Raw genomic sequence first — 24,000 nt, forward strand, 5'->3', positions numbered from 1 at the left:
CTCCTCCCCAGCCGCACGTCGTGCATGACATGCTAGCGCGGCCCGCTCCGGCGCCGCGGCTACCCTCGGAGGGTGCCCGCTGCCTACCCGTCCACGATCGCGGAGCCGGTCGAGCACGAGATCGTCATCACGAGGTCGCGCTTCATCACCACCGTCGCGCCGGTCGCCGACGTGGCGGACGCGGACCGCGTGATCGCCGAGGTCCGGCGGCGCCGGTGGGACGCCCGGCACAACTGCACCGCGATGGTGACCGGGGTCCTCGGGGACCAGGCGCGCTCGTCCGACGACGGCGAACCCTCCGGCACCGCCGGGGTGCCGATGCTCGAGGTGCTCCGGCGGCGGGACCTGACCGACGTGGTCGCCGTCGTCACGCGGTACTTCGGCGGGGTGAAGCTCGGCGCCGGCGGCCTCGTCCGCGCCTACTCGACCTCGGTGTCGGAAGCGCTCGACCGGGCCGCCCTCGTCCGGCGGCAGGCGCTCACCCGGGTCACGGTGGACGCGCCGCACGCCGACGCCGGACGGATCGACAACGTCCTGCGCGACTGGGTCCGGCACCACGGCGCCACGCTGGGCGACCCGGTCTACGCCGCGACCGCGACCTTCGAGCTGTGGGTCCCGCGCGACGCCCTCGATCCGCTCCGCGCAGACCTCGCCGCGGCCTCGGCCGGCGTGCTCGAGCCGGTCGTCGGCGAGGAGCGCGTGGTCGACGTCCCAGCGGGCTGAGCGCCGACGAGATCGCACCCGAGCGGCACGTCGGGCGTGTCTCGCCGAGGCACCCATCCGCACCGGGAACGACGAAGGCCCCGACTCGGTGAGCCGGGGCCTTGCTGGTGCACCCCCTCGGACTTGAACCGAGAACCCACTGATTAAGAGTCAGTTGCTCTGCCAATTGAGCTAGAGGTGCATGTTGCGCTTCGCTGCTGCAACGGGAAACAACAATAGCATGGGTTTCGCGTGCTCTTGACCACTCGGGGCACCGAACCGAACAGGAGCACCATGACCGACCGTCTCGCCGCCGGCGACACCGCCCCCGACTTCACCCTGCCCGACCAGGACGGCACCGAGCACTCGCTCGCCGCACTGCGCGGCAAGAAGGTCATCGTGTACTTCTACCCGGCGGCGTCCACCCCGGGCTGCACCACCGAGGCGTGCGACTTCCGCGACAACATGTCGTCCCTGCAGGCGGCCGGCTACGAGGTGCTCGGCATCTCGAAGGACGACCTTCCGGCTCTCAAGGAGTTCCAGCACGAGCAGGCCCTGACCTTCCCCCTGCTGAGCGACCCGGACCTCGCCGTGCACAAGGCGTACGCGGCCTGGGGCGAGAAGAACAACTACGGGAAGATCGTCACCGGCACGATCCGGTCGACGATCGTGGTCGACGAGGACGGCACCGTGCAGCTGCCGCTCTACAACGTGAAGGCCACCGGGCACGTGGCGAGCCTGCGGAAGAAGCTCGGTCTGGTCTGAGGACCGGACCACGGCACGAACTGGCGCGCCCCGCTCAGCGGTGACGCGCCAGCGTCACGCGGGGCGCGCCGACCGAGCCTGCGAGGGAGGTGTGCCAGCTGGCACCGCGCCTCCAGTCCGTTCGTCGGATCCGTCTACTCGGCCGGACGGGCGAGCGCCTCCGTCACCGGACGCGACAGCACCAGGGTGATCCCGAGGAGCGCCGGGATGAGCAGCAGCCAGCCGACGGCGGGCACGCGGAAGACGCCCTGGAACGCGCCGATCGCGAGCGCACCCTGCAGGACCTGCCAGACGATGATCCCGGAGCGGACCCACGGGCGACGGTTCCGCAGGCCGATGACGAGGGAGCCGAGCCAGAGCGCCGCGATGGCGGACAGGATGGTCAGCGCGATGCCGGAGGCGATGCTCGTCGCCGGCGCGACGACCAGCTCGACGATCAGGACGACGGTCACCACGACGAGGGCGGCGAACTCCACGCCGACGACCACGAGGAGCGCCACGAGGGCAGGAGACCTCCGCTCCGCGGGCTCGGACTCGTTCGGGGTGGTGTCGGGCACAGCATTCCTCCAGCGTCGGAACCCTTGATTTGGCCCTACCAGTATGGAACGATATTCGAGGTCGTTTGGACGGCACGATGTGGTGTGCGTCTCCCGTGGTTCGACGCTCCTCCCCCGAGCGTTCGCGGGCGTCAGACTCGCTTCCAGCGGACTCCTCCCCCACGGGTGTCCCCTCGTGCCTCGCGCATGCTCAGCGTTCCGATCCCCGAACCGCGGCCCCGGCCTGCCGTTCGAGCATCGATTTCAAGGAGCACCACACATGGACTGGCGTGACCAGGCAGCCTGCCTCACCGCGGACCCCGAGCTCTTCTTCCCCGTCGGGAACACCGGACCGGCCGTCGACCAGATCGAGAAGGCCAAGTCGGTCTGCGCTCGCTGCACGGTCACCGAGATGTGCCTGCAGTACGCACTCGAGAACAACCAGGACTCCGGTGTCTGGGGTGGCCTCAGCGAGGACGAGCGTCGTGCGCTGAAGCGCCGCGCCGCTCGCGCCCGTCGCGCCTCCTGACGCACGCGTCCTGACGCACTGACGCCCGCCGTCCCCTCGGGGCGGCGGGCGTCGTCGTGTCCGGGGTGCGGGTCGCGTCCGCGGACGCCGACGCGTGCCCGTGCGCGTGCCCGTGCCCGTGCCCGTGCTTTGCACCCGCGTACGAACATCGCGCCCTCGCACACCCGGGCGCGATGTTCGTGTCGGGGTGCAACGAGGTCGGCGTCGCTGGCGGCTCGGGGCGCCATGTCCGTGGCGGGGCGCAACGGGGACGAGGCGCGCCGGTGCCGGCGGCCTGCGGCGGACGCCGGGCGCTACGCGGCGGCGGTGAGCCAGCGGAAGGGGATGGTGATCGTCACCTCGGTGCCGCTGCCGGTCAGGGTGTGCCAGTCGATGGTGCCGCCGAGCTCGCCCTGGATGAGCGTGCGGACGATCTGCGTTCCCAGACCTGAGCCGACCTTGCCCTCCGGCAGACCCCGGCCGTTGTCGCGGACCTGGATGTCGAGGTGGTCGTCGAAGCGCTCCGCCACGATCTCGACCTCGCCGTCGCGGCCGTCGAGCCCGTGTTCGACGGCGTTCGTGACGAGCTCGGTGAGCCCGAGCGCGAGCGGCGTCGCGGCCTCGGACGGCAGGACGCCGAACTCGCCGGTCTTCTTCGGGTGTGCGGTCGTGTTGTGCGAGGCGGCGACCTCGGTGACGAGCTTGAGGACGGAGTCGAAGACCTCGTCGAAGTCGACCGTCTGACTGAGGCCGCTCGACAGCGTGTCGTGCACGACGGCGATCGCCGCGACGCGCCGCATCGCGTTCTGCAGTGAGGTGCGCGCCTCGTCGGAGTGGGTCCGCCGAGCCTGGATCCGGAGCAGCGACGCGACGGTCTGCAAGTTGTTCTTGACGCGGTGGTGGATCTCGCGGATCGTCGCGTCCTTCGTGATGAGCTCGCGCTCCTGGTGCCGCAGCTCGGTGACGTCGCGGCACAGCACGATCGCGCCGATGCGGTCACCGTGGTCGCGGAGCGGGATCGACCGGAGCGAGACGGTGACGCCCTTCGACTCGACGTCGGCCCGCCACGGTGCGCGCCCGGTGACGACCAGCGGCAGGGACTCGTCGACGTCGAGTTGGGAGCCGATGAGTTCGGTGGTGACCTCGGCGAGGGACTTCCGCTCGAGTTCGCCCTCGAAGCCCATCCGGTTGAACGCGCTGAGGCCGTTCGGGCTCGCGAAGGTGACGATGCCGTTCGTGTCGAGCCGGAGCAGTCCGTCGCTCGCGCGCGGCGCACCACGACGGGGTCCGGCCGGGGCACCGATGTCCGGGAAGTCGCCGGTGGAGATCATGCCGAACAGGTCGTTCGCACTCGCCGTGAAGTTCAGCTCCTGCCGGCTCGGCGTGCGCATCTCGTCCTGGTTGGAGTGCCGTGTGACGACGGCGATGGGGCGCTCGGTGGTCTCGGCGCTCTTCGCGCTGAGCCGGCGCAGCACGGGGATCGCCCGCACGCGCGTCGGGGTGTCCTCGTACCAGTCTGGCTCGGCCGAGTCGACGACCTTGGCTCCGGCGAAGCACTCGGTGACCTGCTCGCGCCACTCCTCGCGGATCTCCTGCCCGACGATGTCGCGGTAGAAGAGCGTCGCGGCGGAGCTCGGGCGGGCGTGCGCGACGGCCACGAACGAGCCGTCCTCGGCCGTGGGGACCCACAGGACCATGTCGGCGAAGGACAGGTCGGCGAGCAGCTGCCAGTCACCGACGAGCAGGTGGAGCCATTCGACATCGGCATCGGAGGAACGGCCTTGTGCGAGGACGAGGTCACTGAGGGTCGACACTCCGTCAGTCTAGGTGCGCCCCGCTGTGGACAACGTCGCGCTGTCCACAGCTCTACCGCTGTCATATTTCTCATGTTGCACTCGCCATACGCTCGCCCCGACGAAAGGGGCAGAGTGGCCGAGGAAGCACGCCGCATCGACGACCGAGGGGCGACGGCGGAGACCACGCGGCTCACAGCCGTCCCACCACCGACCGACGCGCACGACACGGCGCGGGCCCTCGGGCTCTGCGTGGCCGAGATCCTGACCGGCGCGCGTGAGGTCGACAGCATCGCTCGGTGGATCACGGACGACGTGCACCGACACCTGCAGCATCGCTCGGCCGTGGCCGCGCGGTCGCGGCAGCTCGGCGGCCGTTCGCGAGCCCGGGCCCTCCTGCGCGTCGGGAGCGTGATCGTCTGCTGCCCGGCGGACGGCGTCGCCGAGGCGACGATCGTCGTGCACACCCGCAGCCACGCCCGGGCGGTCGCGATGCGGCTCGAGGAGCGACAGGGACGGTGGCGGGCGACGGCGGTGGGGGTCCTGTGACGGAGCGCGGGCGCCGTGGACGTGCGCCACCGACGACGGGAGGCGCGGTGCCAGCCGGCACCGCGCCTCCTGTCCGGCAGTGTGGTCGCGTCAGCCCTTCTTGGCGGCCTGACGACGCTCGGCACGGTTGCTCGCCGCGGCCTGGCCGGATGCCGTGGCGGCGTTGCCGAACGCGGAGCCCTGCTCCGGCCCGGCGGCCGCTTCGGCCTCGGCCTGCGCCTTCTGTGCGCGAGCGGTCGCGGCCTGCTCGAGGCGGCCGCGCTCGTCGCGGACCTCGACCTCGCCGTCGATGGACGGTGCCGAGTACTCGAGCCCGGAGACCTCGTCCTCGCCGAGACCCTTCGCCTCGATGACGGCGTTCTCGCCGTCGGACTGCACCTGGACCTCGAGGTTGAACAGGTAGCCGACCGACTCTTCGCGGATCTGCCCCATCATGCTCTGGAACAGGGCGTAGCCCTCACGCTGGTACTCGACCAGCGGGTCGCGCTGCGCCATCGCGCGGAGGCCGATGCCGTCCTTGAGGTAGTCCATCTCGTAGAGGTGGTCACGCCAGCGGCGGTCGATGACCGACAGGACGACGCGACGCTCGAGCTCACGCATCGCCTCTTCGCCGAGGAGTTCCTCACGCGTGGTGTAGGCGAGCTTGGCGTCGGAGAGGATCTCACGGCCGAGGAACTCGCGCGAGGCCTTGCCCTTCGACCCGGCCTCGGTGATGACCTCGTCGATGGAGATCGAGATCGGGTAGAGCGTGCCGAGCTCGGTCCACATGGCGTCGAGGTCCCAGTCGTCCGGAGAGCCCTCACCGGTGTGGGTGTCGATGACGTCATCGACGACGCTCTTCAGGAACGACTGCGCACGGTCGTGGATGTCGTCGCCCTCGAGGATGTGACGGCGGTCGCTGTAGATCGCCTCGCGCTGGCGGTTCAGGACGTCGTCGTACTTCAGGACGTTCTTGCGGATCTCGGCGTTGCGGCCCTCGACCTGCGCCTGCGCGGAGCGGATCGCCCGGCCGACGAGCTTGTTCTCGATCGCCAGGTCGTCCGGCACGTTCGAGCGGCCCATCAGGCTCTCGGCGGCACCGGAGTTGAACAGGCGCATGAGGTCGTCGGTCAGCGACAGGTAGAACCGGCTCTCGCCCGGGTCGCCCTGACGACCGGAACGACCACGCAGTTGGTTGTCGATGCGGCGGGACTCGTGGCGCTCGGTGCCGAGGACGTAGAGACCGCCGGCCTCGCGGACCTTGTCGCCCTCTTCCTTGATCTCGGCCTTGACGCGCGCGAACACGTCGTCCCACGCGGCCTCGTACTCCTCCGGCGTCTCCGTCGGGGAGAGTCCCTTCGCGTGCATCTCCTGCACGGCGAGGAACTCGGAGTTGCCGCCGAGCATGATGTCGGTACCACGGCCGGCCATGTTGGTCGCGACCGTCACGGCGCCGAGACGACCGGCCTGGGCGACGATCGCAGCTTCACGCGCGTGGTTCTTCGCGTTGAGGACCTCGTGCTTCACGCCCTTCTTGGCGAGGAGCTTCGACAGGTACTCGGACTTCTCGACGCTCGTGGTGCCGACGAGGACGGGCTGGCCCTTCTCGTGGCGCTCCGCGATGTCCTCGGCGACCTGCTCGAACTTGGCCTTCTCGTTCTTGTAGACGAGGTCGGTCTGGTCGATGCGCTGCATCGGCCGGTTCGTCGGGATGATGACCACGCCGAGCTTGTAGGTCGACATGAACTCGGCGGCCTCGGTCTCGGCGGTACCGGTCATGCCGGACAGCTTCTGGTAGAGGCGGAAGTAGTTCTGCAGGGTGACCGTGGCGAGGGTCTGGTTCTCGGCCTTGACCTCGACGCCCTCCTTCGCCTCGATCGCCTGGTGGATGCCCTCGTTGTAGCGACGGCCCATCAGGATGCGGCCGGTGTGCTCGTCGACGATGAGCACCTCGCCGTTCATCACGACGTAGTCCTTGTCCTTCTTGAACAGGGCGACGGCCTTGATGGAGTTGTTGAGGAACGAGATCAGGGGCGTGTTCGCCGACTCGTACAGGTTGTCGATGCCGAGGTAGTCCTCGACCTTCTCGATGCCGGGCTCGAGCACGCCGACGGTGCGCTTCTTCTCGTCGACCTCGTAGTCCTCGCCCGGGGTCAGGCGGGTGGCGATCGACGCGAACTCGGTGAACCAGCGGTTCGCCTCGCCCGAGGACGGGCCGGAGATGATGAGCGGCGTGCGGGCCTCGTCGATGAGGATCGAGTCGACCTCGTCCACGACGGCGAAGTAGTGGCCACGCTGCACCATGTCGGAGGACTGCCACGCCATGTTGTCGCGCAGGTAGTCGAAGCCGAACTCGTTGTTCGTGCCGTACGTGATGTCGGCGGCGTACTGCTCGCGACGCTCGGCCGGCGACTGGTTCGCGATGATGCAGCCGGTCGTCATGCCGAGGGCACGGAACACACGGCCCATGATCTCGGACTGGTACGACGCGAGGAAGTCGTTCACGGTGATGACGTGCACGCCGCGCGACGGGATGGCGTTGAGGTACGCCGCGGTCGTCGCGACGAGGGTCTTGCCCTCACCGGTCTTCATCTCGGCAATGTTGCCGAGGTGGAGCGCCGCGCCGCCCATGAGCTGCACGTCGAAGTGCCGCATCCCGAGGGTGCGCTTCGCTGCTTCCCGCACGGCCGCGAACGCCTCGGGCAGGAGGTCGTCGAGGGTCTCGCCGTTGGCGTACCGCTCGCGGAGCTCCTTCGTCTCGTCCTGGAGTTCCTCGTCGGTGAGACTCGCGAAGTCGTCCTCGAGGTCGTTGATCGCCGAGGCGTACGCCTTCAGCCGGCGGAGGGTGCGTCCTTCACCGATGCGGAGGACCTTCTCCAGCACGTTTGCCACGTGAGCTCCTTACGAGATCGTCACGCGCGACCTGCGCGATGCGAACAGCCAGTCATGCTAGCAACCGGATCGAACCGGGTGCTGGGAGCGGCGCGGGTGTGCGCGGCCCGCGAACGGACCGCGCACACCCGGGACTGCCGGTCGCGGCGTCAGGCGATCGCCGACGCCGGTTCGGACTCCGCCCCGGACAGTGCCGCCGACGAGCCGCCCGCGGTCTGGTCGTCGATGCCGATGACGCCGTAGTCCCAGCCCTTCCGGCGGTAGACCACGCTCGGCCGGCGCGTCTCCGCGTCGACGAACAGGTAGAAGTCGTGTCCGACGAGCTCCATGAAGTAGAGCGCGTCGTCGACCGTCATCGGCGCGGCCTCGAAGACCTTGTGCCGGATCACGACGGGGCTGTACACCTCGTCCTCGTCCTCACCCCGGTCGGTGACGACGGGCACGGCGCCGGTGGCGACGTCCTCGATGAGCTTGCCGTCGGCGGGCACGATGCCCATGCGCTCGAACGCGGTGCCCGAGGCCTCGGCCACCGAGGTCGGGGCGTGCCGTCCGCGGTGCACCTTGCGGCGGTCGCGTGCCCGGCGCAGGCGCTCCATGATCCGGGCGAACGCGAGGTCGAACGCGGCGTACTTGTCCGACGCCGCGGACTCTGCCCGCACGAGGGGGCCGGGGCCGATCAGTGTGAGCTCGACGCGGTCCTCGCCCTGGGAACCGCCCGCCTTTTCGTGGTGGCGGCTGATGCGCACCTCGAAGGCGAGGGCGCGGTCGGCGAGCACGTCGATCTTCTCGGACTTCTGTTCGACGTAGGTGCGGAATCGGTCGGTGACCCCGATGTTCCGGCCCGTGATCGTCACGTCCATGTGGCGGCTCCCATCCAGACTCAGCGCGTCGCCTCCATCCGGCGATCCTGAACGCCTTGCCGCGAGGCTAGACCCGGAGCCACCACGGCGTCACGCGATCGCGGTGAGTCGTGGAGACACCCACCGGACACCCAGCGGCCACCGGGCGTTCACTCGTCGACGCTCGCCACCGCGACGCAGCGCACCACGCGGCCACCGGCGGCACGCACCGCCCGCACCGCCTCGGCCATGGTGACGCCGGTGGTCACGACGTCGTCGACGACCACGACGTCCTTCCCGGCGACGCCGTCGGCACGCAGCGTGCTGACGGTCGCCGCGACCCGTTCGACCGCGCTGCGCTCCTTCTGCCCGTGCCCCGGTCGGTGCGCCGAACGCCCGCGCCCCGGACGCGACGTCGCCGGAGTCGCCGGTGCGTCGGTGGGCGGACACACTCGCCGGGGCGGCGGCCGACGCACGCGCCGGAGCGCCCTCGGTCGACGCACTCCCCCGCGTGCCAGGAGCAGCACCACGGGGTCGAACCCGCGGCGCCGGGCTCCGTGCCGCGACGGCGGGACCCGGAGCAGGAGCGTCCCCGCCGGGGCCTCGGCGAGCGCCGCCCGCACGAGCGCACCGAACCGGGTGCCGAGCGGTCGTGCGAGGTCCACGCGCCCGCGGAGCTTCAGTTCGAGCAGGAGCGTCCGGACCAGTCCCCCGTACTCGAACCCCGCGTCGAGCCGCACCCCGGCCACGAGGCGCACGCGACGGGGCTCGCGGTCGAGCGCGCTGCGGCAGGCGGAGCACAGGGCACGGTCGGGCGCGCCGCACCCCGCGCAGACGATCGGCAGGACGAGCCCGAGCACCGCGAGGACCGCGTCCTGCCAGGGCCGGTCGGTCGTCGTCACGTCCACCAGGGTGGCGGTGACCGGACGCCGGGCGGGAGGCCGTCCCGGAGACCGTGGACGGGCCTCCAGGCTGGACGCCCTGTGGAGGAGGACCGGACCCGCCCCGTCAGCGCTGGATGCCGAGCACGTCCGCGGTGACGCCCGTCGCCTCCCAGCCTCCGCCGGTGGACTGCCGCACCGAGCCGTCGGACATCCGCAGCAGCATCGAGCCGGCGCTGCCCCCGGCGATCGCGGTCGCCCGTCCGTCCGGCTTCGGCAGGGTGCTCGACTGGCCGCCGACGGTCGTCCGCACGATCTCGGGACCGTTCGCGGTCTGGCCGAGCGACGCGATGTCGGAGTCGTTGATCCACGCGGCGCCCACGGCGTCACCACTGGCCGCCTGCACACGGACCGGCGGGCCGAGGGCCGTCGGGGTCCGGTCGGAGCCCCGCACGATCGCCATCACGTAGAGGCTCGGTCCGTCACCGCTCTCGATGAGCGCGAGCGCGCGCGTCGAGTCGCGGGAGACCTGGAACGACACCATCGTGCCCTTCGGCAGGGTCGTGCTGACCACGTGGGGATCGCCACGGAGGCCGTAGGCGGTGACCTTCCGGGTGTCCGACGAGGCCGCGACCCAGGCGAAACCGAGATCGTCGACGGACGGCGGGACGAGGTCGTCGGTCGCATCCACTCGCAGTCGTGACTGGGGCCGGACCACGAAGACGCCGTCCTCGTTGCCCACCACCGCGGCCGTGCCGGACGCGGAGATCGCGAACGAGGACGGGTCGAGACGGCCCACCTCGTCCCCGATGCCGTTGCCGAGCTCGGCGATCTTGTCGGAGGACGGCGACGCGTAGCCGACCGAGCCGTCGCGCTCGACCAGCGGTCGGGCGTCGACGTCGGGGTTCACCTGGGCGTCGGAGCCGGTCGTGTCGGGGACCGAGAACGGGGCACCCTCCACGGTGATCGACACGGAGGACACGGTGGCCACCGACGCGAGCGACCGGCGGAGCTGGTCGCGCATCTGGGCGCGCTCCTGGCTGCTGGCGCTGAGGGCGTCGCTCGAGAGGTCGACGAGGGCCTTCCCGCTGTCGATCGTCACGGCGTTCAGGGAGAGCTGCGTCCCCGCGGGGAACGACGTGACGACGGCGTCCTTCAGCCAGTCGGCCGGACCGGCGAGCAGCGCACTGGCGATCCTCGTGCTCGTCGAGGAGCGGGCGAGGAACCAGCGCTCGTCGGGCACCAGGAACTCGTGCGTCGGGTCGAAGAAGTAGAGCGCGTGCTGCTGGAACACCGAGTCGAAGTTGACCGGGGACAGGATGATCCCGTCCGGCGCGTAGGCGATGCGCCACTCCCCGTCCTCCCGCGTGAACTGGAAGGTCAGCGTGGTCGAGGTCGGCCGGACGGCCTGGGTGTACTGGCCCGCGGCGTCGACGGTGGCGCTCGCGGTGAGGGTGTAGCTCAGCTCGCGGTCACCGACGCGCTCGACCGTGGGGTTGTCCTCGCGGATGGTGACGCCGCGGCGGGGGTTCCACGTCTCGGCGTACCCCGACGCCAGGAACTGCCGTGCCACCGCGTAGTCGTCCTGCGCACCCGTGCCGGCGGCGATGAACCCGCGGAGGATCGCCGTCTGGTCGGACCCGGCCACGGGCTTGAACGGCCGGTAGTCGAGGCCGGACACCGACTCGTCCTTGATCGTCTGGCCGGACCGGACCGGACCGTCGGTGGGGATCGCGGCGCAGGCGGAGACCGCGACCACGGTCGCCGCGGCGAGCGCGACGGCGATGAGGTGTCGGAACCGGGTGCGCATCAGTCTTCCTCTCGCACGGCCCGGGGGCCGTCGTAGGACTCGTCGAGGTCGGGCAGCGGGATGGCCGAGGTCGTGACCGCGACGCGCTCGCTGCGGGGCAGGGTGAGGACGAACGTGGACCCCTCGCCGGGGCGGGACCAGACATCGATCCGTCCGCCGTGCAGGTTCGCGTCGCCGAGGGAGATCGCGAGCCCGAGGCCGGTCCCGCCGATGGTGCGCTTCCGGCTCGGGTCGGCGCGCCAGAACCGGTCGAACACTCGGGCGGCGTCCTCCGGTGGCATGCCGATGCCGTGGTCGCGGACGGCGATCGCGACGGTGCGGGCGTCGCTGTCGACGATCACCTGCACGGGCTTCGCGTCGCCGTGCTCGATCGCGTTGCCGACGAGGTTGCGGAGGATGCGCCGGACGCGCTTGGCGTCGAGCTGCATCGTGGTGTGTCCGCCGGGGGTCACCAGCTGCAGGTCGATGCCCGCGCGTTCGGCCAGCGGACGGAACTCGTCGACGATGTCGGTCGCGAGGGCGGCGGGGATGACGGGCTCCGGGTCGAGCTGCACGGCCTGCGCGTCGAACCGGGAGATCTCGAGCAGGTCGGCGAGGAGCAGCTCGAAGCGCTCCACCTGCGTGTGCAGGAGCTCGGCGGAGCGGCCGACCGACGGTTCGAAGGCGTGCCGGGAGTCGTAGAGCATGTCGCCGGCGAGCCGGATGGTCGTCAACGGCGTCCGGAGCTCGTGCGACACGTCGGAGACGAACCGCTGCTGGACGCGGGAGAGCTCGGCGAGCTGGGTGATCTGCCGGCTCACGGCCTCGGCCATGCCGTTGAAGCTGCGCGCCAGGGTGGCGATGTCGTCGTTGCCCCGCACCGGGATGCGTTCGTCGAGCCGGCCCGACGCGATCTTGCGGCTGGTCTCGGCGGCGCCGCGGATCGGAACGATCACGAGCCGGACCACCAGGGAGGTCACGAGCGCGATGAGCACCATCAGCGCCACCCCGCCGATGGACAGCGTCTGGGACACGAAGTCGAGGGTCTGCTGTGCGTCCGACAGGTCGTAGACCAGGTAGAGCTCGTACTGCCCGGCGCTCGGGATCTGCAGCGTCGAGCCGACCGCGAGCCCGGGTCGGCTCCGGCCGTCGACCTCGAGCCGCACGGGCTGCAGGCTGACCTTGCCGGTGTCCTTGCCGACCTCTTTCCGGAGGGCGTCGCTGATCGCCCGGTCGGGGAAGTCCGGGCTGGCGACGGTCTGCAGCGACTGCGGTGCCGTCTGGTCGGGACTCCGTTCGATCGCGAGGCTGGTGCCGCCGGGGCTCGTCGTGTTCGACAGGATCGCCTGCTGCGCCTCGTTCTGCAGCGTCTCGAGCTCGGTCTGGTTGTTGTCCCCGCCCGCCGTCGCGGCGTCGAAGATGCCCTGCGCGACGACGGTGGCACGCGCCGACTCGGCCTCGATCTGGTCGCGACGCTGCGAGTAGACGTTGTTCGAGATGCTGATCATCACGGCGGTGCCGATGATCGCGATCGCCAGGCCGGTCGTCATCACGGTGATCGCGACCGACCGGACCATCAGGGAACTGCGCCACAGGTACGCGACCGGACGCCACCCGCGACGGAGCCACCGTCGGACCCGTCGGCCCACGCGGCCCGGCGCGCTGCGACCGGACGGCACGGTGACCACGGTGGTCAGGCCCCTCCGGCCCGGTACCCGACGCCGCGCACCGTGGTGACGATCTTCGGGTTGTCGGGGTCGTGCTCGATCTTCGCGCGGAGGCGCTGCACGTGGACGTTCACCAGGCGGGTGTCGGCCTTGTAGTGGTAGCCCCACACCTGTTCGAGGAGCATCTCCCGCGTGAACACCTGGTTCGGCTTCTCGGACAGGGCCCGGAGCAGGTCGAACTCGAGCGGCGTCAGCGCGATCACGGCCTCGCCCCGGCGGACCTCGTGCCCGGCGACGTCGACCGTGAGGTCCCCGACGTGCAGGACGGTCGCGTCGGCCGCGGACGGCCGCAGCCGGGTGCGGATCCGGGCGACGAGCTCCTTCGGGTTGAACGGCTTCACGACGTAGTCGTCGGCGCCGTTCTCGAGGCCGGCGACGACGTCGGCGGTGTCGCCGCGTGCGGTCAGCATGATGATCGGCGTCCCGCTCTCGGCGCGGATCCGCTTGCACACCTCGATGCCGTCGATGCCGGGGAGCATGACGTCGAGGAGCACCAGGTCGGGCTTCGTGCTGTGGAACGCGTCGACGGCGTCGTTGCCGTCGGCGCTGAACTCCGGCTCGTAGCCCTCGGAACGGAGGACGATGCCGATCATCTCGGCGAGGGCCTGGTCGTCGTCGACGACGAGGATGCGCGGTGTCATGTGATGTGGACTCCGTGGGACGTGCGGTGGTGCCGGGTCGCACCTGCCCCCTCACGATAGCCGAGGCCCCGTCGGGTGGCGTTTTCCGACAGGATGGGTGTCGACCGCGCTCCGCTGCGCGGTCGAGGGCGACGAGGGGGCGGCGATGTCGGATTGGCAGGTACCGGGTGGCTCCGGTGGGCCAGGTGCGCCCGGTGGTGCCGGGTCCGGTGGGCCTGGTGCGGCTGGGTCCGGTGGGCCTGGGTCCTGGCCTGGAGGCGCGCAGCAGCCCGGCGGTCCGCAGCCGTCCGGCCCGTGGCCGGGTCCACAGCCCACACCCGCGCCGCCGGTCGGGTCGCGTCCGGTCATCCCGCTGCGCCCGCTCGGCCTCGGCGACGTGCTCGGCGGCGCGTTCACGGTGTTCCGGCGCAACGCCCGTGTGCTCCTCCTCTGGAGCGTCCTGCTGAGCGGCGTCCTCGGGCTGCTCTCGACGCTCGTCAGCGCGTTCGGCCAGCGTGCCGTGCAGTCGCGGATGCTGTCCGCGGTGGACGGCGGCAGCGGCACCGAGTCGATCCTCGCGGGATCCGTCACCCTGTGGCTCCTCCTGTCCGCCGGTCTGCCCTTCCTGGCGTTCCTCGCGCGCGGCTTCCTCGTCGCGCCGGTCGCCGCGGACGTCGGGCAGCGAGTCCTCGGGCGCCGCGGGACCTTCCGCGGCATCTGGGCGCTCCTCGCCGGACGACGGTGGCCGGTCGTCGCCTGGATCCTCCTGCAGCTGGCGGCCGGGCTCGTGATCGGGATCGTGTTCGTCCTGCTGCTGATCGGCTTCATCGCCGCGCTCGCCGCCGGCCGGTCGAACGCGTGGGGGTTCGTGCTCGCGATCTTCGGGCTGTTCGCCGGGTTCGGCGTGGTCGTGGTCTGGCTCGGCACCCGCTTCGCGTTCACCGTCCCGACGATCGCCCTCGAGGGCCGGAGCGTCGTCGCCGCCGCCGCCCAGTCGTGGCGGCTCACCCGCGGGGCGTTCTGGCGCACGTTCGGCATCCTGCTGCTCGTGCAGGCGATGTTCGGCTTCGCGGTGTCGATCGCGTCCTTCCCCCTGACCATCGGCGCCGTGCTCGTCGGGGGCACGTTCGACCCGCTCGGGCAGACCGACGTCTCGACCGGTGCCGGCGTGGCCGGGGTCGTCGCGATCGTGGTCGGCAGCCTGCTCGGGATCGCGGTGCAGTGCATCACCGACGTGCTGAGCGCGTCCGTCACGACGTTCCTGGCGATCGACCGGCGGATCCGGACCGAGGCGCTCGACCAGCGCATCGCGTCCCACCTCGAGACGGGGCAGCCCTCCGACCCGTTCGCGCCCGCGCCGCAGGTCGTCCGGCCGCCGTGGTCCGGGCAGCAGCAGTGGCCCGGGCAGCAGCAGTGGCCCGGGCAGCAGCAATGGCCTGGGCAGCGGCCGGCGTACGGCCAGCAGCCTGCGTACGGCCAGCAGCCGTGGCCCGGGCAGCCGCAGGGCCAGCCCGCACCGCCCTCGCCGTGGCCGCCGCAGCAGGCGCAGCCGGCGCATCCGCCGCAGGGGCCGCAGCCGCCGCGGTGGGGTGGCGCACCCGACCGATTCCCGCCGGACGACCGCGCGTGACGGTCGACCCGGACGAGGCCCGCCGCCTGCTCGAACGCGAACTCGAGCGGTCCGAGTACGACGGCGCCCACGTGACCTGGTGGGACCGTGCCTCCCGGTCGTTCCTCGACTGGCTCGGCTCGTTCCGCGCGGACGGCCTCGGTTCGCCCGTCGTCGCGCACACCCTGCTCTGGATCGCCGTCGTGGTGCTCGTCGCGGTCGTGGTCCTGGTGGTCGTCGCCCGCGGACTCCCCCGCCGACGTGCCCGTCTCGCCGGTACCGACACCGGCGGCGTGTTCGACGACGACGACCTCCGCCCCGCCCGCGCGATCGCCGACGACGCCCGCACCGCCCTCCGTTCCGGGGACTGGTCACGCGCGGTGCTCGACGGCTACCGCGCCCTCGCCCGCGGACTGGGCGAACGCGACCTCGTGCCGGACGTCCCCGGCGCCACGGCCCGGGCCATCGCCGGTCGCGCCGCGGTCGTGTTCCCGGCCGAGGCGACCCGACTCGACCGCGCCGCCGCGACCTTCGACGCCGTCCGGTACCTCGGGGCGGCCGCCACCGAGGCCGCAGCGCGCGACGTCCTCGACACCGAACACGCCGTGCGCACCGCGCGCCCGGTCCGCACCACCCCGGCGGTGCCCGCGTGACCGCGACGACGACCGCGCCGGCCGAGCGCGCCGCACCCCGGCGGGAGGGACGCCGCTCCCGCGTCGTGTTCTGGGTCGCGATCGTGCTCGTCGGCCTGCTCCTCGCCGCCCTCACCGCGGTCGTCCAGAGCGCCGACGGCCCCGCGAGCGCCGAGCTCGACCCGACGTCCACCACCGCGAGCGGGTCGAAGGCGCTCGTCCGGGTGCTCGAACAGCAGGGCACCGACGTCCGGGTCGTCGACCGTGCCGACGGCATCACCGGCGGCACGGTGTTCGTCGACGACGCGCGGGGTGCGCTCGACCCCGCCGTCGCACGCCGTCTCGCGCGGGAGGCCTCCCACGTGGTGCTCGTCTCGACCGGCGCCGCACCGCTCGACGCCTTCGGGCTCGACGTCGAGCCGGCCGCACAGGTCGGCGGGACCGAGACGGCGTCGACGCGGACCTGTGACATCCCGGCCGCCTCGGACGCTCGACGGGTCTCGACGGCAGGGGTCGCGTACCGGGTGCCCGAGGGTGACCCGGTCCCCGCCGGCACGACGCTGTGCGCCTCGAGCGGCAGCGGCGACGAGCGTGCCTACGGCCTCGTGCGGACCGCGACCCGCGGCGGCGACGTGACCCTGGTCGGCACGACCGCGGCCTTCCGGAACGACACGATCACCACCGCCGGCAACGCGGCGCTCGCCCTCGGCCTGCTCGGCGGGGACGACTCGCTCACCTGGTACACCCCGACACCCGGCACCCCCGACGCGGCGCCGACGCTCGGCTCCCTCGCACCGCCGTGGGTCCCGAGCGCCCTCGCGCTGCTCGCCCTCGTCGCGGTCGCCGCGGGCGTCAGGCGTGGACGACGACTCGGGCCGCTCGTCGTCGAGCGGATGCCGGTCGTCGTCCGCGCGGCGGAGACGACCGAGGGACGAGCCCGCCTCGCCGCCCGCACCCGCGACCGGACCCACGCCCTCGACACCCTGCGCATCGCTGCCGTCCACCGGATCGGCCGCCGACTCGGGCTGCCCCGCTCGGCGCACGTCGACGACGTCGTCCGCGCCGCGGCCCGCGCCACCGGAATCCCGGACAGTCGGGTCGGCGCCGTGCTCGTGGGCGGCACCACACCGGACGACCGCGCGCTCGTCGCCGGGGCGGCCGCGCTCGACGAGCTCGAACGCGCCGTCACCACCGCGACCACCGGCGGCACACCGACCGACCACGACCGACGAGGAGCACGACCGTGACCGATCCGTCCCCCACCCAGACCCCGCAGCCGCAGGCGACGGCCGATCCGCTCCGGGACGCCTTCGGCCGGCTCCGCGCCGAGGTCGGCAAGGCCGTCGTCGGACAGGAGGGCGCGGTGTCCGGCATGATCGTCGGCATCCTGGCCCAGGGGCACGTCCTGCTCGAGGGCGTGCCCGGCGTCGCGAAGACCCTGCTGGTCCGGAGCCTCGCCGCCGCGATGTCGCTCGACACCAAGCGCATCCAGTTCACCCCGGACCTCATGCCCGGCGACGTCACCGGGTCGCTCGTGTACGACGCCTCGACGGGGACCTTCCCGTTCCGCGAGGGCCCTGTGTTCACGAACGTGCTCCTCGCCGACGAGGTGAACCGGACGCCCCCGAAGACGCAGTCCGCACTGCTCGAGGCGATGGAGGAGCGACAGGTCAGCGTCGACGGCGACGCCCGCCCGCTCCCCGACCCGTTCTTCGTCGCGGCGACGATGAACCCGATCGAGTTCGAGGGCACCTACACCCTCCCCGAGGCCCAGCTCGACCGCTTCCTGATGAAGCTCACGCTCGACGTGCCGCCCCGTGACGTCGAGTGGCAGGTGCTCCGCCGGCACGCGGACGGCTTCGTGCCGCGCGACGTGCGGTCCGCCGGCATCGTCCCCGTGGTCGGCGTCGACGAGGTCCTCGCAGCGCAGCGCGCCGTCCGCGCAGTCGGTGCGCGCGACGACGTGCTGGCGTACATCGTCGACCTCGCCCGTGCGACTCGCCAGGCGCCGTCCGTCCGGGTCGGTGTGAGCCCGCGTGGTGCGACCGCGCTGCTCGCCGCCGCGAAGGCCTGGGCGTGGCTCACCGGCTACGAGGCGATCACCCCGGACCACGTGCAGGCCATGCTCCTGCCGGTCTGGCGGCACCGGCTCCGGGTCGCCGCCGACGCCGAGCTCGAGGGCGTCGGCGCGGACGGCGTCCTGCAGCAGGTGCTCGAGCAGGTCCGGGTGCCGATCTAGTGGCGATCTCCGGCCGGTTCGTCGCGCTGCTCGCCGTCGCGATCGTGCCCACCGTGATGCTCGGCAGCGGGTGGGCCGGCGCGGCGTGGGCGGGTGTGGTCGTCCTCGCCGCGGTGCTCGACGTGGTGCTCGCCGCCGACCTCGGCCGGGTCCGGGTGGAACGGCGGATGCCGCGCCTCGCACGCCGCGACACCACCGCCGACGGCACGCTCGTCCTGGCCAACGACGGCTCCCGCACGCTGCGGGGCGTCGTGCGGGACATGTGGGAGCCCTCGGCCGGGCACGAACCCCGCCGAACGCGACTGCACGTCCCCGCCGGCGAACGGCGGACCGCCCGGATGCGGTTCGCGCCGTTCCGCCGTGGGCGTCGGGTCAGCGCCGGCGTCGCCGTCCGTGCCTTCGGTCCGCTCGGCCTCGCCGCACGGCAGCGCGTCCTGCACGTGCCGGCCGAACTCGTCGTGACGCCGCCGTTCCGATCCCGGCGGCACCTGCCCTCACGACTCGCACGGCTCCGGGAGCTCGACGGGGAGACGACCCTGCAGCTCCGTGGCCACGGCACCGAGTTCGACTCGCTGCGGGACTACGTGCGGGGCGACGACGTCCGGTCGATCGACTGGCGGGCGACCGCCCGACGCCAGGACCTCGTGGTCCGGACCTGGCGACCCGAACGGGACCGGCGCGTGATCGTCGTCGTGGACGCCGGCCGTGCCGGTGCCGGCCGGGTCGACGACGAACCCCGTCTCGACACCTTCATCGAGTCGGCACTGCTGCTCGGCGCGCTCGCGGCCGCCGCGGGCGACCGGGTCGACCTGGCCGTGCTCGACGACGCCGTCCGCGGTCGCGTGCACGGGGCGACCCGCACGGACGTCGTCCAGCGCTTCGGCGAGACCCTGGCGCTCGCGGAACCCGGACTCGCCGCCACCGACTGGTCCGCCGTGCCGGGCATCGTCGACTCGATCACCACGTCCCGCGCGTTCGTCGTGCTCGTCTCGAGCCTCGACTCGGTCGGCGCGTCCGGCGACCTCCTCGCGGTGCTCCCGAGGCTCTCCCGTCGGCACGCCGTGCTCGTGACGTCCGTCACCGACCCGTCCGTCGAGCGGATGGCTCGCGGGGAGGCGAGCGCGGCCCCGGAGCCGACCGCACGGCAGCGCGGGCTGCGTGGCGGACGCACGCCGTCCCTCCCGGCCCGTGCGGAGCGCGACGTGTACCGGCGGGCCGCCGCGGAACGCACCCTGCTCGACGCCGACGGGATCGCCGACGTCGCGCGACGGGCGGGGGCAGAGGTCGTCCGGGCGACGCCGGAGCAGGTGCCACCGCTCGTCGCCGATGCCTACATCCGGGCGAAGGCGACCGGCCGGCTGTAGCGAACCGGCGTCAACCGGCCACGAGCGCCGTGCTGCCGCGCTCAAACTCCTCGAGGTCGCCGCGCTCCCCTGCCCGGTGTGCCCGGCCGCCGAGCACCCACTGGTACCAGAGCACCGCCGCGAGCGCGAGCGTGCCGATGCCGATCTTCACCGGCCACGGCCAGTCCTGCCGCGTCACCGTGCCCTCGACGATGCCGGAGAGCAGCAGCGTCAGGGCCAGGCCGACGGCGATCGTGATGAGGGCTCGGCCGTCCTCGGCGAGGGCCTGCGCGCGGGTGCGGGCGCCGGGGGCGACCCACGACCAGAAGATCATCAGTCCGGCGGCGGCCGCGAGGAACACCGAGTAGAGCTCCAGCTGCCCGTGCGGCGCGATGTACAGGAAGAAGTCGCCGAGCCGTCCCTCGGAGTGCATGATCGCGGCCGAGACACCCAGGCTGATCGCGTTCTGCCCGATCGAGAACGGGACGAAGAGACCGGTGATGCCGAAGGCCACCATCGTCGCCGCGATGTAGGCGTTGTTCGTCCACACCTGCGCCGTGAACGCCCCGAGCCCGTGGTCGGAGTAGTAGGCCTGGAAGTCCTGCGTCGCGTACTGCCGGAGCGCCTCCGGTGTCCCGAAGGTGGCCGTCGCGCCGGGGGTCGTGCTGATCCAGACGGCGACGATCGCGGCGATCGCCGCCGTCGCGACCGCGACCCAGATCGTCACCCACCGGATCCGGTACAGGGAGGCCGGCAGCTGCAGGACGAAGAAGGCCGTGATCGCCGTGACCGGGTCGACCGGGGTGCCGGTGAAGCGGAGACGGGCACGGAACAGGGTCAGCGACAGCCGGTCGCCGACGGCCGTGCGGGGTGCGGCGCGGCGGATGCGGGCGAGGTCGGTTGCGGCCTCCTGGTAGCCGGACACGAGGCGGTCGACGTCTGCGCCTGACTGGTGCCGCGCGCGGGCGAGCCGGTCGAGTTCCTGCCACCGCTCGCGGTGCACCTCGCTGTAGGCGTCCAGGTCCACGCGTCTCCCCCGCTCGTCGTCCTCGGTCGTGCTGTCTTGCTCGTCGTGCTCGTGCGTCGGCCGCCGTGCCGGAGCCGTCCTGGGCGACCGGCGATGGTCTCCGCCATGATGATCCCATGCCGAAGACCCGCGCGCCGCGTGACCTCGCCGATCCCCGGTTCGTCCGCGCTCTCGACGATCCGGGCGACGAGCTCGTCGTCGGCGAGGCGGTGGCGCTCGACGTCCAGCCCGCCGGCATCGCCCTGCGCCTCGCGTCGGCGCTCCTCGACGCGGTGTGCGCGCTCGCGCTGTACCTCATGCTCCTGGCCGGGCTGTCCCGCGTCTGGCCGAGCGACCTGGACGACGCCTGGGCCGCCGCGCTCGACATCGGGGTGCTCGTGGGTGTCCTCGTGCTGGTGCCCGCCGCGGTCGAGACCGTCACGCGCGGCAAGAGCGTCGGCCGTTACGCGACCGGCACACGGGTGGTGCGGCTCGACGGCGGGGCGATCGGGTTCCGGCACGCGTTCACCCGAGCCCTCGTCGGGGTGTTCGAACTCTGGATGACGCTCGGCTCGGTGGCCCTGCTCGTCGCGTTGTTCGGCGCCCGCCCGCGGCGGCTCGGGGACCTGCTCGCGGGAACCTTCGTGCAGCACGAGCGGGCCGCGAAGCACCGCGACCCCGAGGTGCTCCTGCCCGTCGAACTCGTGCAGTGGGCCGGGTTGGCCGACGTGTCGGCGCTCCCCCAGCAGCTCGAGAACCGGCTCGGTGCGTTCTTCCGCGGTGCAGCGGACCTGCGCCCCGAGGTGCGGGAGGCGACGGCGCGGACCCTCGCCGCGGCGGTCGCGGAGTACGCGCACCCGGTGCCGCCCGTGCACCCGGAGGTCTTCCTCGCCGGCGTCGTCGTGCTGCGGCGGTCGCGGGACGTCCGGGCGCTGCGCTCCCGGGCCGAGGTGCTCGACCGCGCAGCGGAGTCGGCGACGGCGCGGCCCCCGGGCTTCCCGCGCTGAGGCGCTGCTTCGCGGCGCGGCGCGGCGCTTCGGGTCGCGGCGTCCGCTCCGACCGATCGCACCCCCGCGCGAGCGTCGCGCCCCGGTGTGCGTGGGCGCGACGTCCGTGCAGGGGTGCATCGCCGTGCGCGGCTGGCGCGCGGCCGGTGCGCGGCCGGTGGGCGCCCGCCGCGCCGCCCCGCCGCCCCGCACAACGCAAGTCACCCCGAACCACGCGTTGACGCGGTTCGGGGTGACTTCGGTTGTGGAACGGAGACGAGCCCGCCGGCCCGGCTCAGTAGCGGTAGTGCTCCGGCTTGTACGGGCCCTCGACCGGCACGCCGATGTACGCCGCCTGCTCCGCACGCAGCGCGGTCAGCTGCACGCCGAGCGCGTCGAGGTGCAGGCGCGCGACCTTCTCGTCGAGGTGCTTGGGCAGCACGTACACGCCCGTCGGGTACTCCTCGCGACGGGTGTGCAGCTCGATCTGCGCGAGGACCTGGTTCGTGAACGAGTTGCTCATCACGAACGACGGGTGCCCGGTCGCGTTGCCGAGGTTCATCAGCCGGCCCTCGGACAGCACCAGGATCGACCGGCCGGTCGGCAGGCGCCACTCGTGCACCTGCGGCTTGATCTCGACCTTCTCGACCCCGGGAAGCGCCTCGAGCCCGGCCATGTCGATCTCGTTGTCGAAGTGTCCGACGTTCGCCACGATCGCCAGGTGCTTCAGCGCGAGCATCTCGTCGACGCCGACGACACCGAGGTTGCCCGTGCACGTGATCACCATGTCGACCTGGTCGGCGACGTCGGCCAGTCGTGCCACCTGGTAGCCGTCCATCGCGGCCTGGAGCGCGCAGATCGGGTCGACCTCGGACACGATGACCCGGCCGCCCTGGCCGCGCAGCGCCTCGGCCGCGCCCTTGCCGACGTCGCCGTAGCCGACGACGAACGCGACCTTGCCGCCGATGAGGACGTCGGTCGCACGGTTGAGGCCGTCGGGCAGCGAGTGCCGGATGCCGTACTTGTTGTCGAACTTCGACTTCGTGACGGAGTCGTTGACGTTGATCGCCGGGAACTTCAGCTCGCCGGAGCGGGCGAGCTCGTACAGGCGGTGGACGCCCGTGGTGGTCTCTTCCGTGACGCCCTCGATCTCCGCGGCGATGCGGGTCCAGCGGTCGCTCGACTCCTGCAGCGACGCCGCGACGGTGTCGAGGACGATCTTCCACTCGGCGCTCGCGTCGGCGCCAGCGTCGGGCACACGGCCCGCTGCCTCGGCGTCGGCACCGGTGTGCACGAGCATCGTCGCGTCACCGCCGTCGTCGAGGATGAGGTTCGGGCCAGCCCAGTCGGCACCGGCCTCGGCTGCTTCGGCGGTCCAGTCGAAGATGCGGCTGGTGCACCACCAGTACTCCTCGAGCGTCTCGCCCTTCCAGGCGAACACCGGCACGCCGGCCGGTGACTCGGAGGTGCCGGTCGGGCCGACGGCGACCGCCGCCGCGGCTTCGTCCTGCGTGGAGAAGATGTTGCAGCTGGCCCAGCGGACCTGCGCGCCGAGCGCGACCAGGGTCTCGATCAGCACGGCCGTCTGCACCGTCATGTGCAGCGACCCGGCGATGCGCGCGCCGACCAGCGGCTGCGACGCACCGAACTCCTCGCGCAGGGACATCAGCCCGGGCATCTCGTTCTCGGCGAGACGGATCTGGTGTCGGCCCGCCTCGGCGAGCGAGAGGTCGGCGACGCGGAACGGTACTGCGGTACGGGCTTCGGTGGGCATGCCCATCAGTCTTCCACGCCGGGAGGCGCGGGTCGTCAGCCGACGTCGGTCACGTGGGTCGTGCCTCCAGTCCGGTGCCCTGTGGAGGACTGGACGAGTCGGGGCCGTCAGTCGGCGTCGCGGCGGAGCGGCTCCCGCCGCACCACCTGCCAGCCGCGGGGCACCCGCAGGGTGGCGGCGTGCCGTGCGCAGAGGTCGTAGCCGTGCGGTTCGACCCGCGTCGAGAGGGGGCCGACGACGACCATCGAGTCGCCGTAGTCGTACGTCAGGGTCGACGCAGCGCTCGCGCCGCAGGCGACCTTGCTGCAGATCCTCACGTCCATACCGACCCCGACCCTATCGGAGTGCGGCCGCCGGGCACCGCGCGCGTACGATGTGGGGATGCGTCGCAGGACTCCCCTCGTCACCCCGGTGGACCGTGGCCGAGGCCGCTCCCGGCACGGTCGGGGCGGACGCTCGAGCGTGACCGGTCCGGACCTCGCACCCGTCATCACGCGTGCCGAGACCTTCGACCGGATCGTCGGCGACACGGCGCACTACCTGATCGGGCTCTGGCCGGACGAGCTCGACGGGGTCGTGTTCCAGGTGGCCGACATGCCCACCGACTCCGCGACGCCCGACCACATGCCGCGGTGGCGCGTCGACCGCGAGGCCCGACGCGTCACCGTCTTCCGGATCCCCGTCGAACGGGTCACGCGGAGCCCCGAGAAGGACGACACCGACAAGCGGGTCATCATCGAGACGGCGGTGTTCCGTGCGGTCGGCGAGCTGATCGACAAGGACCCGTGGGACCTGGCGCCGGACCGCTACCGACACTGGTGAGCTGAGCCG

The 24,000-nt window shown here is 72.3% G+C and carries 22 protein-coding genes and 1 tRNA gene; 11 read left to right on the top strand and 12 right to left on the bottom strand.

The features are described from left to right. Positions 1-72: 72 nt before the first annotated feature. Positions 73-723: a YigZ family protein gene (locus BIU96_RS07540; protein ID WP_071292002.1), complete on the top strand. Its 651-nt coding sequence runs from the start codon at positions 73-75 to the stop codon at positions 721-723. Positions 724-828: 105 nt separating this feature from the next. On the opposite strand, the gene BIU96_RS07545 is transcribed toward BIU96_RS07540, so the two are convergent. Further along, a tRNA-Lys gene (locus BIU96_RS07545) sits at positions 829-904 on the bottom strand. Positions 905-996: 92 nt separating this feature from the next. Here BIU96_RS07545 and bcp point away from each other — a divergent pair. Next, positions 997-1,467, top strand: a complete 471-nt coding sequence (bcp, locus tag BIU96_RS07550; RefSeq protein ID WP_071292003.1) for a thioredoxin-dependent thiol peroxidase — start codon at positions 997-999, stop codon at positions 1,465-1,467. Between the two features lie 134 nt (positions 1,468-1,601). Here bcp and BIU96_RS07555 read toward each other — a convergent pair whose 3' ends face one another. Then, positions 1,602-2,024, bottom strand: a complete 423-nt coding sequence (locus BIU96_RS07555) for a hypothetical protein (protein ID WP_071292004.1) — start codon at positions 2,022-2,024, stop codon at positions 1,602-1,604. Positions 2,025-2,283: 259 nt separating this feature from the next. Here BIU96_RS07555 and BIU96_RS07560 point away from each other — a divergent pair, with 259 nt between their 5' ends. Continuing rightward, positions 2,284-2,532: a WhiB family transcriptional regulator gene (locus tag BIU96_RS07560; RefSeq protein ID WP_022904217.1), complete on the top strand. Its 249-nt coding sequence runs from the start codon at positions 2,284-2,286 to the stop codon at positions 2,530-2,532. A 293-nt stretch (positions 2,533-2,825) separates the two neighbouring features. On the opposite strand, the gene BIU96_RS07565 is transcribed toward BIU96_RS07560, so the two are convergent. Then, a complete protein-coding gene (locus BIU96_RS07565; RefSeq protein WP_071292005.1) occupies positions 2,826-4,325 on the bottom strand; it encodes a sensor histidine kinase in 1,500 nt (499 codons plus the stop codon). 114 nt (positions 4,326-4,439) lie between these two features. Here BIU96_RS07565 and BIU96_RS07570 point away from each other — a divergent pair, with 114 nt between their 5' ends. Next, positions 4,440-4,853, top strand: a complete 414-nt coding sequence (locus BIU96_RS07570) for an Rv3235 family protein (protein ID WP_071292006.1) — start codon at positions 4,440-4,442, stop codon at positions 4,851-4,853. Between the two features lie 90 nt (positions 4,854-4,943). On the opposite strand, the gene secA is transcribed toward BIU96_RS07570, so the two are convergent. The 6 genes from secA to mtrA form a co-directional block, all read right to left on the bottom strand. Then, complete coding sequence (secA, locus tag BIU96_RS07575; protein WP_071292007.1) at positions 4,944-7,724, bottom strand: preprotein translocase subunit SecA; 2,781 nt, start codon at positions 7,722-7,724, stop codon at positions 4,944-4,946. 149 nt (positions 7,725-7,873) lie between these two features. Beyond that, the gene (gene raiA / locus BIU96_RS07580; protein WP_071292008.1) at positions 7,874-8,584 is read right to left on the bottom strand and encodes a ribosome-associated translation inhibitor RaiA; all 711 of its coding nucleotides are present in this window, start codon (positions 8,582-8,584) and stop codon (positions 7,874-7,876) included. A gap of 149 nt (positions 8,585-8,733) precedes the next feature. Then, the gene (locus tag BIU96_RS07585; RefSeq protein ID WP_175477484.1) at positions 8,734-9,465 is read right to left on the bottom strand and encodes a phosphoribosyltransferase family protein; all 732 of its coding nucleotides are present in this window, start codon (positions 9,463-9,465) and stop codon (positions 8,734-8,736) included. Positions 9,466-9,571: 106 nt separating this feature from the next. Continuing rightward, positions 9,572-11,254: a GerMN domain-containing protein gene (locus BIU96_RS07590; protein WP_071292010.1), complete on the bottom strand. Its 1,683-nt coding sequence runs from the start codon at positions 11,252-11,254 to the stop codon at positions 9,572-9,574. After that, the gene (gene mtrB / locus BIU96_RS07595; protein ID WP_071292042.1) at positions 11,254-12,882 is read right to left on the bottom strand and encodes an MtrAB system histidine kinase MtrB; all 1,629 of its coding nucleotides are present in this window, start codon (positions 12,880-12,882) and stop codon (positions 11,254-11,256) included. The genes BIU96_RS07590 and mtrB overlap by 1 nt, the downstream gene beginning before the upstream one ends. A 44-nt stretch (positions 12,883-12,926) precedes the next feature. After that, the gene (mtrA, locus tag BIU96_RS07600; protein ID WP_071292011.1) at positions 12,927-13,601 is read right to left on the bottom strand and encodes an MtrAB system response regulator MtrA; all 675 of its coding nucleotides are present in this window, start codon (positions 13,599-13,601) and stop codon (positions 12,927-12,929) included. A gap of 145 nt (positions 13,602-13,746) precedes the next feature. Here mtrA and BIU96_RS07605 point away from each other — a divergent pair, with 145 nt between their 5' ends. The 5 genes from BIU96_RS07605 to BIU96_RS07625 are packed head-to-tail and all read left to right on the top strand — an operon-like array spanning position 13,747 to position 19,424. Next, a complete protein-coding gene (locus BIU96_RS07605; protein WP_139199891.1) occupies positions 13,747-15,210 on the top strand; it encodes a glycerophosphoryl diester phosphodiesterase membrane domain-containing protein in 1,464 nt (487 codons plus the stop codon). Further along, on the top strand, positions 15,207-15,842 hold the full coding sequence (locus tag BIU96_RS07610) for a DUF4129 domain-containing protein (protein ID WP_071292013.1): 636 nt from the start codon (positions 15,207-15,209) through the stop codon (positions 15,840-15,842). Before BIU96_RS07605 ends, BIU96_RS07610 begins: the two co-directional genes overlap by 4 nt. Further along, the gene (locus tag BIU96_RS07615) at positions 15,839-17,068 is read left to right on the top strand and encodes a DUF4350 domain-containing protein (RefSeq protein WP_071292014.1); all 1,230 of its coding nucleotides are present in this window, start codon (positions 15,839-15,841) and stop codon (positions 17,066-17,068) included. The genes BIU96_RS07610 and BIU96_RS07615 overlap by 4 nt, the downstream gene beginning before the upstream one ends. Continuing rightward, a complete protein-coding gene (locus BIU96_RS07620) occupies positions 17,065-18,060 on the top strand; it encodes a MoxR family ATPase (RefSeq protein ID WP_071292015.1) in 996 nt (331 codons plus the stop codon). Before BIU96_RS07615 ends, BIU96_RS07620 begins: the two co-directional genes overlap by 4 nt. Next, complete coding sequence (locus BIU96_RS07625; RefSeq protein ID WP_071292016.1) at positions 18,060-19,424, top strand: DUF58 domain-containing protein; 1,365 nt, start codon at positions 18,060-18,062, stop codon at positions 19,422-19,424. Before BIU96_RS07620 ends, BIU96_RS07625 begins: the two co-directional genes overlap by 1 nt. A gap of 10 nt (positions 19,425-19,434) precedes the next feature. Here the strand turns inward: BIU96_RS07625 and BIU96_RS07630 are convergent, their stop codons facing one another. Next, entirely contained in the window at positions 19,435-20,430 is a 996-nt protein-coding gene (locus tag BIU96_RS07630; protein ID WP_071292017.1) for a stage II sporulation protein M, read from the bottom strand. Between the two features lie 116 nt (positions 20,431-20,546). On the opposite strand from BIU96_RS07630, the gene BIU96_RS07635 reads away from it, so the two are divergent. Further along, positions 20,547-21,416 (top strand): RDD family protein, encoded by an 870-nt coding sequence (locus BIU96_RS07635; RefSeq protein ID WP_071292018.1) that lies wholly within the window; start codon positions 20,547-20,549, stop codon positions 21,414-21,416. A gap of 274 nt (positions 21,417-21,690) precedes the next feature. Here the strand turns inward: BIU96_RS07635 and ahcY are convergent, their stop codons facing one another. After that, positions 21,691-23,169 carry an adenosylhomocysteinase gene (gene ahcY / locus BIU96_RS07640; RefSeq protein ID WP_071292043.1) on the bottom strand — a complete coding sequence of 493 codons (1,479 nt, stop codon included), beginning with the start codon at positions 23,167-23,169 and terminating at the stop codon, positions 21,691-21,693. 107 nt (positions 23,170-23,276) lie between these two features. Then, positions 23,277-23,492 carry a DUF3499 family protein gene (locus BIU96_RS07645; RefSeq protein ID WP_071292019.1) on the bottom strand — a complete coding sequence of 72 codons (216 nt, stop codon included), beginning with the start codon at positions 23,490-23,492 and terminating at the stop codon, positions 23,277-23,279. 58 nt (positions 23,493-23,550) lie between these two features. Between BIU96_RS07645 and BIU96_RS07650 the strand changes: the two genes are divergently transcribed. Beyond that, complete coding sequence (locus tag BIU96_RS07650) at positions 23,551-23,991, top strand: metallopeptidase family protein (protein WP_071292020.1); 441 nt, start codon at positions 23,551-23,553, stop codon at positions 23,989-23,991. Positions 23,992-24,000 lie beyond the last annotated feature (9 nt).

The sequence above is a fragment of the Curtobacterium sp. MCBA15_008 genome, assembly GCF_001865065.1.
In the GTDB taxonomy this organism is placed as follows: domain Bacteria; phylum Actinomycetota; class Actinomycetes; order Actinomycetales; family Microbacteriaceae; genus Curtobacterium.

Excerpts from the sequence above, each read along its gene's own strand:
- bcp (WP_071292003.1), top strand. The coding sequence starts at position 997 with ATGACCGACCGTCTCGCCGCCGGCGACACCGCCCCCGACTTCACCCTG.
- BIU96_RS07560 (WP_022904217.1), top strand. The coding sequence starts at position 2,284 with ATGGACTGGCGTGACCAGGCAGCCTGCCTCACCGCGGACCCCGAGCTC.
- BIU96_RS07590 (WP_071292010.1), bottom strand. The coding sequence starts at position 11,254 with ATGCGCACCCGGTTCCGACACCTCATCGCCGTCGCGCTCGCCGCGGCG.
- raiA (WP_071292008.1), bottom strand. The coding sequence starts at position 8,584 with ATGGACGTGACGATCACGGGCCGGAACATCGGGGTCACCGACCGATTC.
- BIU96_RS07645 (WP_071292019.1), bottom strand. The coding sequence starts at position 23,492 with ATGGACGTGAGGATCTGCAGCAAGGTCGCCTGCGGCGCGAGCGCTGCG.
- mtrA (WP_071292011.1), bottom strand. The coding sequence starts at position 13,601 with ATGACACCGCGCATCCTCGTCGTCGACGACGACCAGGCCCTCGCCGAG.
- ahcY (WP_071292043.1), bottom strand. The coding sequence starts at position 23,169 with ATGCCCACCGAAGCCCGTACCGCAGTACCGTTCCGCGTCGCCGACCTC.
- BIU96_RS07650 (WP_071292020.1), top strand. The coding sequence starts at position 23,551 with ATGCGTCGCAGGACTCCCCTCGTCACCCCGGTGGACCGTGGCCGAGGC.
- BIU96_RS07605 (WP_139199891.1), top strand. The coding sequence starts at position 13,747 with ATGTCGGATTGGCAGGTACCGGGTGGCTCCGGTGGGCCAGGTGCGCCC.
- BIU96_RS07635 (WP_071292018.1), top strand. The coding sequence starts at position 20,547 with ATGCCGAAGACCCGCGCGCCGCGTGACCTCGCCGATCCCCGGTTCGTC.